The following is a 17,015-nucleotide window of genomic DNA, read 5'->3' as shown; positions in this document are numbered from 1 at the left end:
TATTGTTCTTTGTGCAATAAAAAAGTATACCTTCTCAAAAAAGAAAAGGTATACTTTAGAATAATTTCTATTAATAGTCTGAATCAGATTCTAATCCTTGAATAATTTGAACTCCTGCACTTGCTCCCACACGTGTTGCTCCTGCATCTATCATCGCTTTAAAGTCTTCTAAATTACGAACGCCACCAGAAGCTTTTACTTCTAGATCATCGCCCACTACTTCTTTCATTAACTTAACGTCTTCAACAGTGGCACCGCCGCCTGCAAAACCAGTTGATGTTTTAACAAAATCAGCGCCTGCTTCTTTACTAATTTCTGAAGCTTTTCTTTTTTCTTCGTCAGTTAATAATACTGTTTCAATAATCACTTTAACTGTATGATCTCCTGAAGCTTTTACAACCGCTTCAATGTCTTTTCTCACTTCATCATAACGTCCATCCTTTAATGCTCCGATATTAATAATCATATCTAATTCGTCGGCACCATTCTTAACAGCATCTTCAACTTCAAAAGCTTTAGTTGCTGAAGTATTTGCACCTAATGGGAAACCAATTACTGTACATACCAATACATCAGAATCTTTTAAAGCTTCAGCTGCATGTTTAACGTATGTCGGGTTAATACATACAGATTTAAAATGATATTCTTTTGCTTCATCTATTAATTTATCAATTTGATCCAATGTTGCATCTGGTTTTAATAATGTATGATCAATATATTTTGCGTAATCCATGGATTATTGCCTCCAATTTTTCTATTTATCTTAATTTATTTTATCTTCTTGTCTACTATTTTACCAAATATTTTAGCCTACTAAAATATAAGAGATTCTCCTAAATAAGAATTTTCACAAATTCAACTCAAAAACATGTGCAAACATTATTATCCTCGCAAATCAGCCCTTCTCATGTTATCTTTAAATTAAATATTCTTTTTTAATGAAGGAGCAGATTATATATGACAAAAGGTACACCACATATTCAACCAAATGGTACTAAAATTGCTAAAACTGTTTTAATGCCAGGCGACCCGTTACGTGCAAAATATATTGCTGATAACTATTTAGAAGATGTAGTACAATTTAACGAAGTTCGAAATATGTTCGGATACACTGGAACATACAAAGGTAAAGAAGTTTCTGTAATGGGATCAGGTATGGGGATTCCAAGTATCGGAATATACTCATATGAACTTTATAACACTTTTGATGTAGATACAATTATCAGAGTAGGTTCTTGTGGTGCATTACAAGAAGATGTTAATTTATACGATATTATTATTGCACAAGGGGCTTCTACAAATTCTAGTTATGTAGATCAATACAATATTCCTGGTCACTTTGCTCCTCTTGGAGATTTCGACTTAATGGTAAAAGCTAAAAAAGCTGCTGATGAACTAGGTGCAACTACACACGTTGGTAATGTGCTTTCATCAGATACATTCTACAATGCTGACCCTACTTTTAATGATCAATGGCACCGTATGGGAATTTTAGGTATTGAAATGGAATCAGCTGGCCTTTACTTAAACGCAACTTATGCAGGTAAAAAAGCGTTAGGTATTTTCACTGTAAGTGATCACATTTTACGTGATGAAGCAACTACAGCTGAGGAACGTCAAAACTCATTTACTCAAATGATGGAAATTGCATTAGAAATTGCATAATCCTGATAAAACTTTATCCTGATAAAAAAAGTGCGAACCGAAAAAGTGCGCACTTTTTTTATCATTTTCTTTTGTTGTATCCATAATCTAAATATTCTTCTAATGTAGTTTTCTGATCATGAATAGCTTTTGCAGCCTTTTTGCCGACATATCTAAAATGCCATGGTTCATATTGATAACCTGTTATTTTTTCTTTACCTTTTGGATATCTTAAAATGAACCCATATTTATAAGCATTTTTAGCCAACCATCTTCCTTCTGCTGTTGAACCGAATGCAGTTTTGAAATCTGAGTTACTAGGATTGGTACCAATATCAAAAGCCAATCCAGTTTGATGTTCAGAAGTACCAGGAGCTGCACTATACTTATCAGCTGCCTTTTTACCATCACGCTGAACATAACTATTATAAAGTTGTGTTTGTTCAGCATAAGATCTGAAACCACTTCTATAGATAATATTCAATCCTTCTTTTCTGCCATCACTAATCATTTTACTTAATTGTGTTTTAGCAACTGCATCTTCGCCTTTATTATAACCTTTTGCAATCGGAACTGATTTATTCACTAAAATTATACCATCAACTTTAGTGACACCATCTATATGAGCGACTTGATGTTTAGTACCTTTGCCTTGCTGAACAGTTTTGACATGATCTTTTTTACTATTATGATTTTCATCATCTTTTTGACTACATCCGCCTAATAATAGCGTTGCAGCTAAAAATCCCCCTATATAACGATTCATTTTGACTGGCCACGTCCTCTCATTTTCATCTGTTAATATCATGTTTTTATGTATCGTTGTTTTATGAATCTTACACATCACATGGCGCACATTTTATATTTAATAAATATCAAAGTACTTTCTGAAATTTATTATACAAAACTACTTGTTAACGTCAACTCTATTTTACAAAACCTTAATTATTTCAAAATAAAAAACTCTTACTTTTAAAAAATAAAGTAAGAGTTTGATATATGCCCATATTCAACCGTTTTCGAACGATTATTTACCTAAGAAAGATTGGAACATCCAGTTGTGTTTATCTACAGATGTTTGCAATGCGATTAACATATCTTGTGATACATCATCTTCAGCATCTCCAGCAACTTCAATTGCTTTTTCTAATTGATCAGAGATATTACTGAAGTCTTTAGAAATTGCATTTACCATATCTTCAGCAGAACCTTCTGATTCAGCTTCATCAACGATAGCTACATCTAAGCTTTTTTTCATAGTAGCAATTGGTGCGCCACCGATAGCTAAAATACGTTCAGCTAATTCATCAATTGTTTCACTTGCTTCATTGTATAATTCTTCAAATTTAACATGTAATGAGAAGAAATGAGGTCCTTTTACAAACCAATGGAAGTTATGAATTTTTGTATATAACACTGTCCAGTTTGCTACTTGTTCATTTAACACATCTACTACATCTTGTTTGTTTGCCATAAAAATAATCGCTCCTTTAAGTTGTTGTCGTTTTCTCTTTATAATAACTATTATATTATAATAATTCTAATCTGTAAAGAGAAATTAGGTCTTAGATTAAAATAATTCTAATCAAGAATCCATTTGCTTTAAAATATCCCCACAAGTTATATATACCCTCTTTTGATAAGTCTATTCAATTTGAGAGTAGTATGGCATAGCACCTTGGGCACCCAAACCAATCACAGAAAAACTTGTTGATTTATTAGCAATTAATATAACATCACTAAAGTTTCTATTCTCAATTAATTCAAATGCAAGCGCACCATTGAAAACATCGACTACTACAATTATTTTTACATTTGGATTTCCACTTTTTTAATCTATGAAGAATGATTGTTCATAGGCATTCGGTTTTTGCCATTCTGCATGCCACATTTTATCGCGATTGTTTGCGAATAAATCGTAACCGAAATTGCGAATAGGTTTCGGCACCAATGTGAGCAATATACCCATCCATTTATCTTGAGTAAGTGACATTAATAATTTTGCAATCGCAGTTGATTTGAAATATAAGTGTTCACCTTCTTGTAACACTACAGTATTCATATCTAAAATACCTGGGTGTTTACGTTCTAGTTCTTGACCAGCTGGTCCTTTTAATGTTGCAAATTGATAGCTAGGAGATAAACCATGTCTAATCAACCATATGGCATAGTTATAACAATAAACACAGTTAGCATCATAATAAATAATTGGCATCAATCAATCTCTCCTTTATTTTTCTCTTATATTAAGTATAAATAATGCATACCCGCCAGAGCAAATTTCCAACACATACAAAAAAGATTGACTATTTATGTCTTCATTAAAAAGACATAAATAGTCAATCTTATTACTAATCGTGATTTACTTTGACGATACGTGCATATTTTAAAAATTGTTCTGAGTATTTTTCTTTAATTTCTTCTAGAGAATCATACGTTACACCAATAATGTGCCAGTTCGGATTAAAATGATAAAAAGAATCTTTTTTACGAGACCATTTAATCATCGTGCCATCACGGTTATATCGCGGTAATGTCATTTCATATCCTTCTAAAACATTGATATATGTTTGGAAAATATCTGGATCAATACGATTAAAATTATCGATTACTAAATAACTACGATCTGTTTTCGGCATTAATTCAGTAATAAATCCTTCTCTGAAATACAAAGCACCCGCTTCATTCGGTAAATATTTTCCATAAAGCATATCTTCTGTAAAATCAGGGTGACCACTTGTGATAACGGGATTGGCATTTGTTTTTTGCAATAAATTTTCAGCAGCTTTTAATCCTTCTGCTCGATCTTTATCATTAATTACTAATAGAATGAACGGTTTAATATCATCATCGTTTTTATCAATCACATTATTTTTTTCAACTGCTTCAAATTGTGATTTCAAACCATTATGTTCGCTCATTTCTAAGATAGCACCAAATTGTGCTTGTGACATGCTCGCAATAGCTTGTTTTGCATTTTCCTGAAGATAATATAAGTTTTTTAAACGCGGATGCTTATTTAAAGTTGATAAACTGACTGGATTAATATCTTCGTTATATTTTACTTCAATAGCAGTACTATTAGTACGGCCTGGAATAGGCGGCAATTCACGAAGATGTTGAGTCACTTCTCCTAAGCCCACAACCGAATGATCTTGTTCTCGACTATAAAATACAATTTTATCTCCAATTTCTAATTGCGTATAATAATGATATCCATTTCGCTTAATACCGTTATAAGTATGTGTAAAAAGCGTATATGTTTCACCTGGTTCAAATTCTTTGTTTTCAGCTAAGAAGAAATAACGCGGAATTTGAGCAGTACCATTGCCCAATCGCTCAATCAAATCAAATTCTTCAGGCGAAATTTGATTGAATAACGTCTCTTTCATATTATTGATACGGAACTCTAAAGCTTCACTACGTTTTAAATAATCTGCTGTTAATGGCTTTAACGCTTCTGTTAAACGGAATTGAACACGTATCTTATGTTGTGCACCAGTTTGGACACTGATAATTTCTCCGCTTCCTAAAAGTCCTGCATCTGTTTGGACTTGATAAAAAATAACTTTATCGCCTGCTTTTGCCTTTTTAAATGCACGAAAACCTTGAGTAGGGTTGAATTGAGCACCAGATTCAAATAAAGTAGTTTGTCCTACAAGCGGTTCATTATGATTCCAGCGATTGTAACCGCAATTCAGCCAGAAATAATTTGTTTCTTCAGTCATATCGACACTGCTCCTTTTAAAAATTTCTTTGAGTGCAATATTTTTTGTACAGGCTGATAATCCCTCTCCATATTGCAAACTACTATTCTAGATATTTATATCAAATGCTAAAACGCATGACAAGTTATTGTTATTTCGGCATCATAAATATGGCCAGCAATGGCATCAAATTAATGAGTACGCCTCCAAGAGTTAGCATGCCGCTTGTTTTCTTATCAGCAATTGTAATAAGTGCACAAACCATTCCAAGTATAGAAAATGCTGCTGGGATTATCAGATTAGGATATTTAGGAAAATTCAAAAAGATACCAGCGCCTGATAATATCCCGCATATTAAAGCTAAATAGAGAAATTTACGCATTTACCACACCTCTTTCGCTGATATGAATTAAACATAGGTAATCATAATCGTAAAATCACCTTTAAAGATATTATCTAAATCCTCAGATGTCAGAATAAAACTTTTACCTTTTTCTAGTTCATAGATGTCACCATCAGTTACCAATGTACCTTCACCATCTAAAATTGTAACCAAACAAAATTCTCTTGGTTTCATGTAATTTAAAGTGCCGGTAACTTCCCATTTCACTACAGTAAAACTGTCATTGGAAATATATTGTGTTCTTTTATGATTTTCTATGATTTCAGTATCAGGTATGACATTAGGACTCTCTTCCCTAACTTCAACGACATCTTTTGCTTTCTCGATATGCATTTCACGTTTATTGCCCGCTTCATCCGTACGATCATAATCATAAATACGATAAGTAACATCAGATGATTGTGTTACTTCATAAACAGTGATTCCTTTACCAATAGCATGTACAATTCCGTTTGGAATAAAAAAGAAATCTCCTGCTTTAACAGGAATATGCTTAAATAAATCTTGATGCGCTTCTTCATCTAATGCTTCTATAAATTTATCTTTAGAATCCGTATTTAAACCGTAAATAATCTCTGCATCTTCTTCAGCCTCAATGATATACCAGCATTCTTGCTTGCCATAATCACCATTTTCATGCTCATATGCATAAGCAGTATTGGGGTGCACTTGTACAGATAGTGGTTCTTGGGCATCTATCATTTTCACCATAAGAGGAAATTGAGCAGTTGGAAATTCACCGAATAACTCTTTATGCTCATCCCAGACACGACTTAATGGTTCACCTGAATACGGCCCATTTGTGATTATACTATCACCATATTGATGTGCGGAAATTGCCCATACCTCCCCCACATCTTTTTCTGGGAGCTGGTAACCATATTTTTCTAAATTGTCACTGCCCCAGATTCTTTCTTTAAAAATCGGTTTCAAAAACAATGGCATAGAATTTGTCCACCTCCACCTTTATTAGTTGGTTTCTCTATTTTATGTAAAATCAATTTTTAAAAGAGTTTTCAAAAATTAAAACGCGTTATTTCTATCTTTCTATTTTATGTATGCGTTATCCTTAACATTATAACAAGATTTTTCAATAGAGGGTAGTATTCAATAAACATTTAGAAATGTATGCAAAAGTAACGTTGAATTCTATAGCTTTAAAACTAAAGGATTACATCTATTAACACTTTTTATTTTCTAGTGAAAAATTCCATAATTTTTTCTACAAAAAAGAACTTTTATAGCTTGTTTAAACCTTAATATACCGGTTATAATAGGAGTATGTTAATAATAACTTAACATGAGTTACATATAAGGTAATGAATATGATTAATGTCAAATGAATAACCTAGTTATTCAGATCGATAAAAAATTTGCGCAAAGACCTAAACTACGGAAAAGTTTAGGTCTTTTAAAATACAAAAAACTTTCAAGCCCTCCTCTAATATCGTGACTTGAAAGTTTAATTTCCAAATTTCAACTTAATACTTCTAATTAATTATTATTTAGTAGCCATATTCTGCAGTATCGTATCTTGTACTTCCTCTAAATGAAGTCTCATATTGTTTTCTGCTGCTTCAACGTCTCTTTGTTCAATTGCTTCATATATTTTTAAATGTTCATCGTACAATCGCTTCAATGTTCTTTGCTTATTAAATAAATACATTTTTCGTGTTTCTTTCATTGTTTCCTGAATCACATCAGAAATATTATTCATCAAATCAAATAACATTGAATTCTGAGCAGCTTTTGCGATTGCTAGGTGGAATTTCAAATCTGCTGCTTCGCCTGAAGTTCCATCTGCCACTGCACTTTCCATCATTTCTAAAGCAGTTTTCAATTCAAGTAAATTTTCTTCTGTCCCTAATTCTGCTGCTTTTTTCACAGTTGCTAACTCTACTATTTCTCTCAACTCTAACAAATCTTCTACTTGTTTACGTGTTAATGAAGATTCTTCCAAATTGAAAAAAACAGGTTCTTTTTGGGTAACAAATGTACCATAGCCTTGCTTAATCTCAATGACTCCTATTGTACGTAAAGCATTAAAGGCTTCTCTGACTGAAGCCACACTTACTCCGTACTCTTTTGAAAGTGCTTGAATGGAAGGCAATTTATCGCCGACCGCATATTCACCTGATTTTATTTGTTCTAAAATAATGTCGGCAATTTTCTCGTATATTTTTGTCTTTGAAATTTTCATTGTTTACCCCCACGGCTTTAATACATTTATTATAACAAATCCTATTAAATTCATACTGGCTAATCTCAAAAAACAACACTTAAAATTACATTTGCTGTTTTGTTTATAATGAACATGCTATTACGAAGTATTTTGTAAGTATATTTCCATTAAACATTCTCCAGATAAATGCTATTAAAATAGACACAAAACACACCGCTATTTTGAATAAACAGTCTCAAAATAACGATGTGATATAAAGTAGTTCATTTTATTAGTTCATAGTTTAAAATGGATTATTGTTTTTTATAAAAGTTTTCTAGTGCATCTTCAATAGGTTCTGAGCCGCTGATGACTTGGAATTCTCCGCCTTGGAATTTTTCATTTTCAAGTACATCTACAATAACAGAAGCTACATCTTCTCTAGGTACAGAGCCTCCGCCATCAAAGTGTTTTGCGATGTCTACATTACCTGTGCCAGGACCATTTTCTAAGGCGCCTGGATGTACAATTGTGTGGAATAAACCTGAGTCGCGTAAGTGATTATCGGCGTAATGTTTTGCGATAGTATAAGCTTTTAATTCTGGAACACTATCAAATGCTTCACGACTTGAATCATAAGTTGAAACCATTACAAAGTGTTTTACACCTGCTTTTTTGCTGGCTTCGATTGCTTTTACAGCTCCATCTAAGTCAATGATAATTGTTTTATCATCACCTGTATTACCGCCTGAACCTACAGAGAATACAACTTGATCAAAGCCTTTAAATTTATCTGCTAATTTTTCGATTTCATCTTTTTCAACATCTACATTTCTTGCGTCATACCCTTCGCCGATTGCTTTATCAACTTGATCGTCTTTACGGTATGCTGCAGATACTTCTTTATTTTCTTCTTTTAATTTAGAAACGATTTGTTTACCTACGCCACCGTTTGCACCTAAAACTAAAATACTCAAATCAATCACTCCTCAGTTTAGATTGTCATATGTGTAATTAATTCCCTGTGGTGATTTTCTTAAACTTCCTCTGTCTGTTCTCATAACATTGACTTTAGCTCAAATTAGAATTATCATTATATATGAATAGTTGTTCATATATTAATAGATAGGAGTTCTTAAATGAGTAATCATGAACTTAAAGCAAGTACACTCGCAAATGTAACTGACATTTTTAAATCATTAAGTGAACCTAATCGCATAAGAATTATGCATTTATTAGAACAAGGTCCTTCTAGTGTCGGCCATATCACACATACTTTAGGACTTTCTCAATCAAACGTTTCTCACCAGTTAAAAATATTGAGAAATGCTGAATTAGTAAAATCTGAACGACAAGGTCAGTCAAAGATTTATATGTTAAATGATGAACATGTCGTTACACTTTTGAATCAAGCCATTCACCATGCAGAACACCCAGCAAATTAACTAAGTAGAAAGGAAGTAATAGTATGAGTCATTCAGAACATGAACGCCATCACCACCACCATGTCCATACTGATAATAAACGTGTTTTAGCATTCTCTTTTGCAATTATCACTGCTTTCATGATTGTCGAACTTATCGGAGGATATTTCGCAAATAGTTTAGCCTTATTATCTGATGGTGTGCATATGTTAAGCGATGCCTTTTCGTTAGGATTAGCACTTTTCGCTTTTAAATATGGCGAACGAAACGCCACAACAGAAATGACATTCGGCTATAAACGTTTTGAAATATTAGCTGCATTATTTAATGGTGTATTGCTTTTCGTAATTAGTATTGGAATATTAATAGAAGCAATACGCAGAATAGCTCAACCTCCAGAAGTCATGTCGACTGAAATGTTAATCATCAGTGTGATCGGACTTATCATAAATATCATAGTGGCTTGGTTAATGATGCGAGGCGGAGATACGCATCATAATATTAATATGCGTGGCGCTTTCTTACATGTACTCGGTGACTTACTTGGTTCAGTGGGTGCGATTGCAGCAGCGATATTAATTTGGCTATTTAATTTCACACTTGCTGACCCTATCGCTAGTATGTTGGTATCTGTCCTACTATTACGCAGCAGTTATGGATTAATAAAAGATTCACTTACTATTTTGATGGAAGGTACTCCAAAAGACATCAACATTGATGAAGTAGTAAATACAGTCCTTGAAGAAAATGAAATTGAAAATGTTCATGATTGCCATGTATGGACTATTTCTAATGATTTAAATGCGTTCAGTTGTCATGCCGTTGTTCAAGATACAATGACTATAGAAGAATGCGAGCAATTACTGCATCGTATTGAAATGCGATTAAATGATTTAAATATTCACCATATGACAATACAATTAGAATCTAAAAATAATAATCATAGTTCAAAAACGTTATGCGAACATTTATCTATTGCACATTAAAAAAATCCTTTGCATCCTCATTAAACTGTAATGATGCAAAGGATTTTTGCTATTGTATAAATTTATCAAAGATGAGTGCTCTGCCTGGCACTTCTTTTACTTCAAAACCATCTATAAAACGTGTGTTATCATATGCTACTCGTACTTGCTCAATATTTGATTGTTCCGGTGTAATTGTTACTATACCATATACAGTATATGGTGCACGGTTCAACCCTACTGACCCCGGATTAAAATACACCGTATCTTCATTAATGAAATGATGCAATGTATGATTGTGGCCAAACAATATAACATCTGCATCTTTATCTGCGAATAAAGTTTTCATATGTTCTGCAGATGGTTCAACAATTGGACTGAATGGTATCTGGTCTATTGTATCTTCTAATTTAGCATTTTCAATTTCATAATGAATACCTAATACAGATTGTCCTAATAAATCTAATGTAAATTCACGAGGCAAAGTATTTAGAAATTCATAATATTGAGGATTTAAATGCTCAGCTACCCAATGATGATGCTCATAAAATTTATCTTTTAAATCCTCAGGATAAGGCGTGTTGTTGATCACAGACATAATAGCTTTATCATGATTTCCTGCAATAGAAGTAATATCATTTCTAGAAGTTATCATGCCTAATACTTCATTAGTATTATGTCCGATTCCTATGACGTCTCCCAAATTATAAATGTAGTCAATGTCCCCTCTTCTGTCAATATCTCTTAATACTTCTGATAATGCATCCATGTTCCCATGAATATCTGTAATTACTGCAAATTTCAATGCTATCACCCTTATATTAGTTTATAAATTCTCTAAATGTAACAAAATATACAAATACTTCGTTTTTTAATTTGATTACACGCATTTTTTTGATATTGTGTGTATATCATATCAAAGGAGTGCGAAGCAATTGTTTACATTTTACAAACAAGCTTTTAAGAATGCAAAGCCTCAAAATGCTAAAACTGCTCTATTCAGCATTTTAACATTCTTTGTATTTATTTTAATCGTTGCATTTACATTAATGCCCGTGCAACAGGCACTACAAATGTTTATGATGTCAATGATGTATCAAGGTCCAATGTTCCAAGCAGCACTACCGCTTATCATTTCCTTGATTATACCATTACTTATATTCATTTTTGTAGGATTCCAATTAGTCGTAGGTGCAATAAATGTAGTATATAAAGCTATTCATAAAGAAGAAGTGCATTTAACAGATGTATTTACTGCTTTCAAAAAAGGCAGTTATCTAAAAAGTGTTAAACTTGCATTGTTTACATTATTAGTATTACTAATTACAACTATAATTGTTTACTTTGTTAATCAATTATTCAACGCATTATTACAATATGTAATCTCAAGTCTTCAAGGCAGCCTTGGCGGCAATATGGGAGCATTTATTGCAATTCAATTAATAGGCATGACATTATCCAAATTTATTTTATCATTATTTGTTTGGTTCTTTGCTTATATTGTGATTGCTTATGTCGTAGCTTATTTAAGAGCCCGTAAAGCCGGTGCTTTTAAAGACGTAAAACAAAGTTTTAAATCTCTTAAAAATGGACATCATTCTTGGTTTAAATTATTCTTAGGTTTAATTTTATTAAACTTGATTGTAATTATCTTTTCTGATCCAATACCACAGTTAGTAATGCTTGCAACACAGCATATGTCTCAAAATTTAGCTCAAATTTTAGTTTATATTGTGATTGTAATTATCTATGTGGTTCGAATTGTAGTTTATTACTTAAACTTAATGGCTATCGTTCAATTCTTTAGTAAAGCAACAGAACACTTCACTCCAGAAAGAAATAAAAAATCTAAAACAATTGGAGATAAAGTAGTTGAAGGCTCAGCTGCTGTAAAAGGTTCAAAAAATGCTAAAGATAAAACTAGCAAGAAAGATAAGAAAACTAACAATATAACTAATAAAGTTTCAGAAGAGAAAGAAGAAGTTGAAGAAAAATTCAACAAAGATGGCAAAAAAGAAGATTTAAAGGAAACAAAAGAAGAATATTCAGATTCAACATTTGACCATTTAAAAAACAAGAAAAAAGATGTTGATGAACGTTCTGATGACTTTAAAAAATAGTTGAATAAATAGACTCAGATACAATTCTAGTCTCAAATAAAAGTCGGTGAAAACCTCAAAAGTTTTCACCGACTTTTATTTTTATGTTTTATTTTAAGAAGTGTTCTTCTAAATAACGCGCTGCTCCATTTTCTTCATTATCATATGATGTGACATCTTTAGCTAATGCTTGAATTTCAGGACGCGCATTTTTCATTGCAACAGTATAATGTCCAAATGCAAACATTGAACGGTCATTGTCACTGTCACCGATCACTAATGTAGCTGATTGCGGAATATTAAAATGCTCAATCATTTCTTTTATTCCTGTTCCTTTATCAATACCAGCAGCCATTGTTTCCGCATTATAGCGAGATGAATTTGAAACTGAAATACTTAATGTTTCTTTTTCATCAATTAAATGTTCTCTAAAAGCAGTAATTTTTTCTAAATCTGGTGTGAACATATAGATCTTAGAGAATTTAGTTTCAGGTATTTCATCAACCCAATTCACATTACCATCCAACGCTGATTTACGTGAATTCCATTCACTGATTCCAACGTTATTAGGTGGCGTATCCCCTTCTACCATCTTAGTAATCCAATCATAATCTTCATTTAAAATCATACGCTTGCCGCTGAATGGAAATACTTCATAATAAATCTGTTGGTCCTTTGCTTCTTTTATAATTTGTTGTACTGCTTCATAGGTTAAACTATGTTCAAAAATCATTTTTCCTTCAGCATCACCACGAGTACCATTAGAAGAAATCACACCATCAATTTCAAATCCTTCAGGTGTTAAATTTTTAATTTCATCAAAAGAACGACCTGTTGCGATAAATACTTTATATCCAACTTGACGTAATTTTTTAATAACCTCAGCAGTTTCATCTGATACTTTGTTATTTTCTTGCAGTATCGTACCATCCATATCTAAAAAAATTGCTTGTACGTTATCCATTTCTTGTCCTGCTACTAAAAACATATTCAAATGTCATTAGAGAATTTCTCTTTTCAACGAGGTTGATTCCATTTGAAATCAGGTCTATAAACCTCTCCCAGAGCGTTACTTCCGATGTAGCCCACCGTAGTTTGAAACTTTATCAATACATTTAAATTGTGTGATAATCTTTTAGCAGTTTTCCTTTCGCTATTTTTATTACACTATCACGGTGTAATCTGTTGCTTGCTTTAAATTAATACTGGCATTGATATCTCTGTCTTTAATCATTCCGCAATGATGACAATGGTACGTTCTTTGATTCAAAGGCATGGGTTGTATGTAGCCGCAATCAGAACATATTTGACTGGATAGATAAAATCTGTCGACTTGGCGTAATTCAATACCGTAATCTTGACATTTGATTTTCAACCATTCAACAATGTAACCGAGTCCAATCTGCTGAAAACTATTGGCCAATCTTTTGTTTCTCATCATGCCTTTGATGTTCAAATTTTCAATGGTAATAAATTGCGGATTTGTACGGACAATAGAAAGTATGCCTTTGTGTTTGATATTTCTTTTAATGTTTTTAATACGTCGGTATATTCTTTGTAGTTTCAACAACTGTTTATACCAATTATGAGAACCTTTTTTCTTTCTGGATAATTTACGCTGCTGTCGTTTCAAAGATTTATCAAGTTTAACAATCGTTTGATTCGTTTTGAAGCTTCTGATTTTCACACCGGAGGGTGTGAATACAGCTTCTTTCAACCCCAAATCAATACCGATTCCGTCTGTTTGTTTTGGTTTAAAAATAGGAGATGGGAGTTGATCAACTAATACCGAGACATAATATCTGTCATATTCTTTAACAATGGTTGCAGATTTTATATTATTTGTTGGAATATAACTTTTTTCTTTTAATTTAATCCATCCCAACTTCGGTAATTGGATGCGATGCCGTTGTACATGAATTGTACCGATTAAATAATAGCTTCCAATGCCTGATTTCTTTTTAAACTTCGGATAACCTTTTTTATTTTTGAAAAATGTCTGATAAGCACGATGTGCATTCATAATAGATTGTTTGACGGCTTTGCTGGCACTTTGTTTAATCCAATGTTTATCAGGGTTATTGGGAAGATATACATTGTTCATCCATTTGCTGAAGGCATAACCGTTCATGTATGATTGCCCAGTTTTATGGAAATTTTGGTTAGTCTCGATAAATTTGTTGTACATCCAACGGCATGTGCCGATAGTTTGGTTGATGGTTTGTCGTTGTTCAAAAGAAGGATTGATTTCGGTTCTATACGCTCTCAGCATATTTTGCCACCCTCTTTCTTCAATTGATAAAAACCATAGATACAACCGCTAAAAGTATGGATAGTTACGGTAATGTGTTAAAATTTCAAATTGATTTTGTAATGCATCAGGTTGCGATGGGTCCGCAGCCCGACTGTATGCTGTATATTTACGATTAGATGGGGCGGAAATAGTTCTCCCTAATTTTCCAATTATTTTTTTAGTCTTATACATCATTGTCACCTCAATTGAATTATAATTATGTTCAGGTATATTTAATAGCTCTTGATTACATTTTTAGTAACAGTATTCTCTCTCCAAGATCTAGTTATCGCCTTGATTATGGCATTTTCATAATCTTTTAGCAACCTAATCATATTAAAAAAACTGTCACCTCATTAGAAGTGACAGCTAATGTCAAAAATTATTCAACTGTTACTGATTTCGCTAAGTTACGTGGTTTATCAACGTCTAATCCACGATGTAATGCAGCATAGTATGAAATTAATTGTAATGGCACTACAGATACTAACGGTGTCAATAACTCATTGATTTGAGGAATCACATAAGTGTCTCCTGCTTTATTCAAGCCATCCATTGAAATGATGCAAGTATGCGCACCACGTGCAGCAACTTCTTTCACATTACCACGGATAGATAGGTTCACATTTTCTTGTGTTGCAAGTGCGATAACAGGTGTATTGTCTTCGATTAAAGCAATTGTACCATGTTTTAATTCACCGCCTGCAAATCCTTCAGCTTGAATATATGAAATTTCTTTTAGTTTCAATGCACCTTCAAGGCTGACATTATAATCGATTGTACGACCAATGAAGAATGCATTACGTGTTGTTTCTAAATAATCAGTTGCAATTTGTTCCATAAATTCAGCATCATCTACAACTGCTTCCATAGCATTAGCTGCTTTTGCTAATTCTTGCAATAAATCTATTGTCGCTTCTTTACCATGACGTTCAGCTACAATTTGAGATAAAATTGAAAGCACTGCAATTTGAGCAGTATATGCTTTTGTAGATGCTACAGCAATTTCAGGACCTGCATGCAATAATAATGTATGATCAGCTTCACGTGATAATGTTGAACCAGGTACATTTGTTACTGTAAGTGATTTGTGACCACGTTTTTTCATTTCTACTAATACTGCACGGCTATCTGCTGTTTCACCTGATTGTGAAATATAGATGAATAATGGTTTTTCAGATAAAAGCGGTGTATTGTATACAAATTCAGAAGCAACATGTACTTCAGTAGGAACACCAGCCCATTTTTCGATAAATTCTTTACCTACTAATCCCGCATGATAACTTGTACCTGCAGCAATGATATAAATACGGTCAGCTTTTGCTACATCATCAATAATTGCATCGTCCATTTTCAAGTTACCCTGGTCATCTTGGTATTCTTGGATAATACGACGCATTACAGCTGGTTGTTCATGAATTTCTTTAAGCATATAGTGATCATAAACACCTTTTTCTGCATCAGATGCATCAATTTCAGCTATATAAGTATCTCTATCTTGTACATTGCCGTCAACATCTTTAATAATTACTTCGTCGCGTTTAACAATTACAATTTCATGATCATGAATTTCTTTATATTCATTTGTAACTTGTAACATCGCTAATGCATCAGAAGCTACAACATTAAAATCTTCTCCAACACCAATTAATAATGGTGATTTATTTTTAGCAACGTAAATTGTATCGCTGTCTTCTTCGTCTAATAACGCTAATGCATATGAACCGTGCAATAACTCAACAACTTTAGTAAATGCTTCTTCAGTTGAAAGACCTTCATTTGAGAAATGTTCAATCAATTGAATGATAACTTCAGTATCAGTTTCTGATAAGAATTTTACATCTGCTAAATACTCATCACGCAATTCTTCATAGTTTTCAATTACGCCATTGTGCACTAAAGTAAAACGTTTCGTTGCTGATTGATGAGGATGAGAGTTTTCGTGATTAGGTACACCATGTGTAGCCCAACGCGTATGACCAATTCCTAAAGTACCATCAACGTCACTATCATCTGCAATATTTCTTAAATCTGCAATACGGCCTTTTTCTTTAAATACAGTTACCCCATCAGCATTTTCTAAAGCGATACCAGCTGAATCATAACCTCTGTATTCTAATTTTTCTAGACCTTTTAATAAAATTTCTTTAGCATTATCTTTCCCAATATATCCTACGATTCCACACATAATAAAATTCCTCCGCATTTTAAAATTGCGGTAACCCTTTTGATAGGGGAATATTCTTTTTTCGCTTGTATTAAATCTTCTCACTTATTCAATAGCAGCACATCAAAATAAAGCCGCTTCAAAATGTTTCT

At 32.8% G+C, this 17,015-nt stretch carries 17 protein-coding genes; 4 read left to right on the top strand and 13 right to left on the bottom strand.

What is annotated here, in order from left to right; all coding sequences use genetic code 11:
* Positions 1-70: 70 nt before the first annotated feature.
* A complete protein-coding gene (gene deoC, locus DYE31_RS04155; protein WP_015900886.1) occupies positions 71-733 on the bottom strand; it encodes a deoxyribose-phosphate aldolase in 663 nt (220 codons plus the stop codon).
* 224 nt (positions 734-957) lie between these two features.
* Here deoC and deoD point away from each other — a divergent pair, with 224 nt between their 5' ends.
* Positions 958-1,665, top strand: coding sequence for a purine-nucleoside phosphorylase (deoD, locus tag DYE31_RS04150; RefSeq protein ID WP_015900887.1), 708 nt, complete (start codon positions 958-960; stop codon positions 1,663-1,665).
* 61 nt (positions 1,666-1,726) lie between these two features.
* On the opposite strand, the gene DYE31_RS04145 is transcribed toward deoD, so the two are convergent.
* The 8 genes from DYE31_RS04145 to DYE31_RS04110 form a co-directional block, all read right to left on the bottom strand.
* A complete protein-coding gene (locus DYE31_RS04145) occupies positions 1,727-2,410 on the bottom strand; it encodes a M15 family metallopeptidase (RefSeq protein ID WP_041613004.1) in 684 nt (227 codons plus the stop codon).
* Between the two features lie 261 nt (positions 2,411-2,671).
* Positions 2,672-3,118: a Dps family protein gene (locus tag DYE31_RS04140; protein WP_015900890.1), complete on the bottom strand. Its 447-nt coding sequence runs from the start codon at positions 3,116-3,118 to the stop codon at positions 2,672-2,674.
* 357 nt (positions 3,119-3,475) lie between these two features.
* Positions 3,476-3,859: a thiol-disulfide oxidoreductase DCC family protein gene (locus DYE31_RS04135; protein WP_015900891.1), complete on the bottom strand. Its 384-nt coding sequence runs from the start codon at positions 3,857-3,859 to the stop codon at positions 3,476-3,478.
* 136 nt (positions 3,860-3,995) lie between these two features.
* The gene (locus DYE31_RS04130; RefSeq protein ID WP_015900892.1) at positions 3,996-5,372 is read right to left on the bottom strand and encodes an EVE domain-containing protein; all 1,377 of its coding nucleotides are present in this window, start codon (positions 5,370-5,372) and stop codon (positions 3,996-3,998) included.
* 130 nt (positions 5,373-5,502) lie between these two features.
* Entirely contained in the window at positions 5,503-5,733 is a 231-nt protein-coding gene (locus DYE31_RS04125; RefSeq protein ID WP_015900893.1) for a hypothetical protein, read from the bottom strand.
* A 27-nt stretch (positions 5,734-5,760) separates the two neighbouring features.
* Entirely contained in the window at positions 5,761-6,699 is a 939-nt protein-coding gene (locus DYE31_RS04120) for a type I phosphomannose isomerase catalytic subunit (protein ID WP_015900894.1), read from the bottom strand.
* Positions 6,700-7,255: 556 nt separating this feature from the next.
* Positions 7,256-7,954 (bottom strand): FadR/GntR family transcriptional regulator, encoded by a 699-nt coding sequence (locus tag DYE31_RS04115; RefSeq protein WP_015900895.1) that lies wholly within the window; start codon positions 7,952-7,954, stop codon positions 7,256-7,258.
* Between the two features lie 275 nt (positions 7,955-8,229).
* Positions 8,230-8,892: an SDR family oxidoreductase gene (locus DYE31_RS04110; protein WP_015900896.1), complete on the bottom strand. Its 663-nt coding sequence runs from the start codon at positions 8,890-8,892 to the stop codon at positions 8,230-8,232.
* Between the two features lie 162 nt (positions 8,893-9,054).
* On the opposite strand from DYE31_RS04110, the gene DYE31_RS04105 reads away from it, so the two are divergent.
* Together DYE31_RS04105 and DYE31_RS04100 are read left to right on the top strand one after the other, a co-directional pair.
* Positions 9,055-9,360, top strand: coding sequence for an ArsR/SmtB family transcription factor (locus DYE31_RS04105; protein ID WP_015900897.1), 306 nt, complete (start codon positions 9,055-9,057; stop codon positions 9,358-9,360).
* Between the two features lie 23 nt (positions 9,361-9,383).
* A complete protein-coding gene (locus tag DYE31_RS04100) occupies positions 9,384-10,325 on the top strand; it encodes a cation diffusion facilitator family transporter (protein ID WP_015900898.1) in 942 nt (313 codons plus the stop codon).
* Positions 10,326-10,374: 49 nt separating this feature from the next.
* Here DYE31_RS04100 and DYE31_RS04095 read toward each other — a convergent pair whose 3' ends face one another.
* The gene (locus DYE31_RS04095) at positions 10,375-11,109 is read right to left on the bottom strand and encodes a metallophosphoesterase family protein (RefSeq protein ID WP_015900899.1); all 735 of its coding nucleotides are present in this window, start codon (positions 11,107-11,109) and stop codon (positions 10,375-10,377) included.
* 130 nt (positions 11,110-11,239) lie between these two features.
* On the opposite strand from DYE31_RS04095, the gene DYE31_RS04090 reads away from it, so the two are divergent.
* Positions 11,240-12,424 (top strand): hypothetical protein, encoded by a 1,185-nt coding sequence (locus DYE31_RS04090; RefSeq protein ID WP_015900900.1) that lies wholly within the window; start codon positions 11,240-11,242, stop codon positions 12,422-12,424.
* 88 nt (positions 12,425-12,512) lie between these two features.
* On the opposite strand, the gene DYE31_RS04085 is transcribed toward DYE31_RS04090, so the two are convergent.
* The 3 genes from DYE31_RS04085 to glmS all read right to left on the bottom strand — a co-directional run bounded on the left by DYE31_RS04085 (position 12,513) and on the right by glmS (position 16,884).
* Entirely contained in the window at positions 12,513-13,367 is an 855-nt protein-coding gene (locus tag DYE31_RS04085; protein WP_015900901.1) for a Cof-type HAD-IIB family hydrolase, read from the bottom strand.
* A 198-nt stretch (positions 13,368-13,565) separates the two neighbouring features.
* Entirely contained in the window at positions 13,566-14,675 is a 1,110-nt protein-coding gene (locus DYE31_RS04080; protein WP_015900902.1) for an RNA-guided endonuclease InsQ/TnpB family protein, read from the bottom strand.
* Positions 14,676-15,078: 403 nt separating this feature from the next.
* Complete coding sequence (gene glmS, locus DYE31_RS04075; protein ID WP_015900903.1) at positions 15,079-16,884, bottom strand: glutamine--fructose-6-phosphate transaminase (isomerizing); 1,806 nt, start codon at positions 16,882-16,884, stop codon at positions 15,079-15,081.
* Between the last annotated feature and the right edge of the window lie 131 nt (positions 16,885-17,015).

Origin of the sequence: Staphylococcus carnosus, assembly GCF_900458435.1 — a bacterium.
In the GTDB taxonomy this organism is placed as follows: Bacteria; Bacillota; Bacilli; order Staphylococcales; family Staphylococcaceae; genus Staphylococcus; species Staphylococcus carnosus.
Note: the sequence above shows the minus strand (reverse complement) of the source record. Positions and strands in the feature narration are given on the sequence as shown.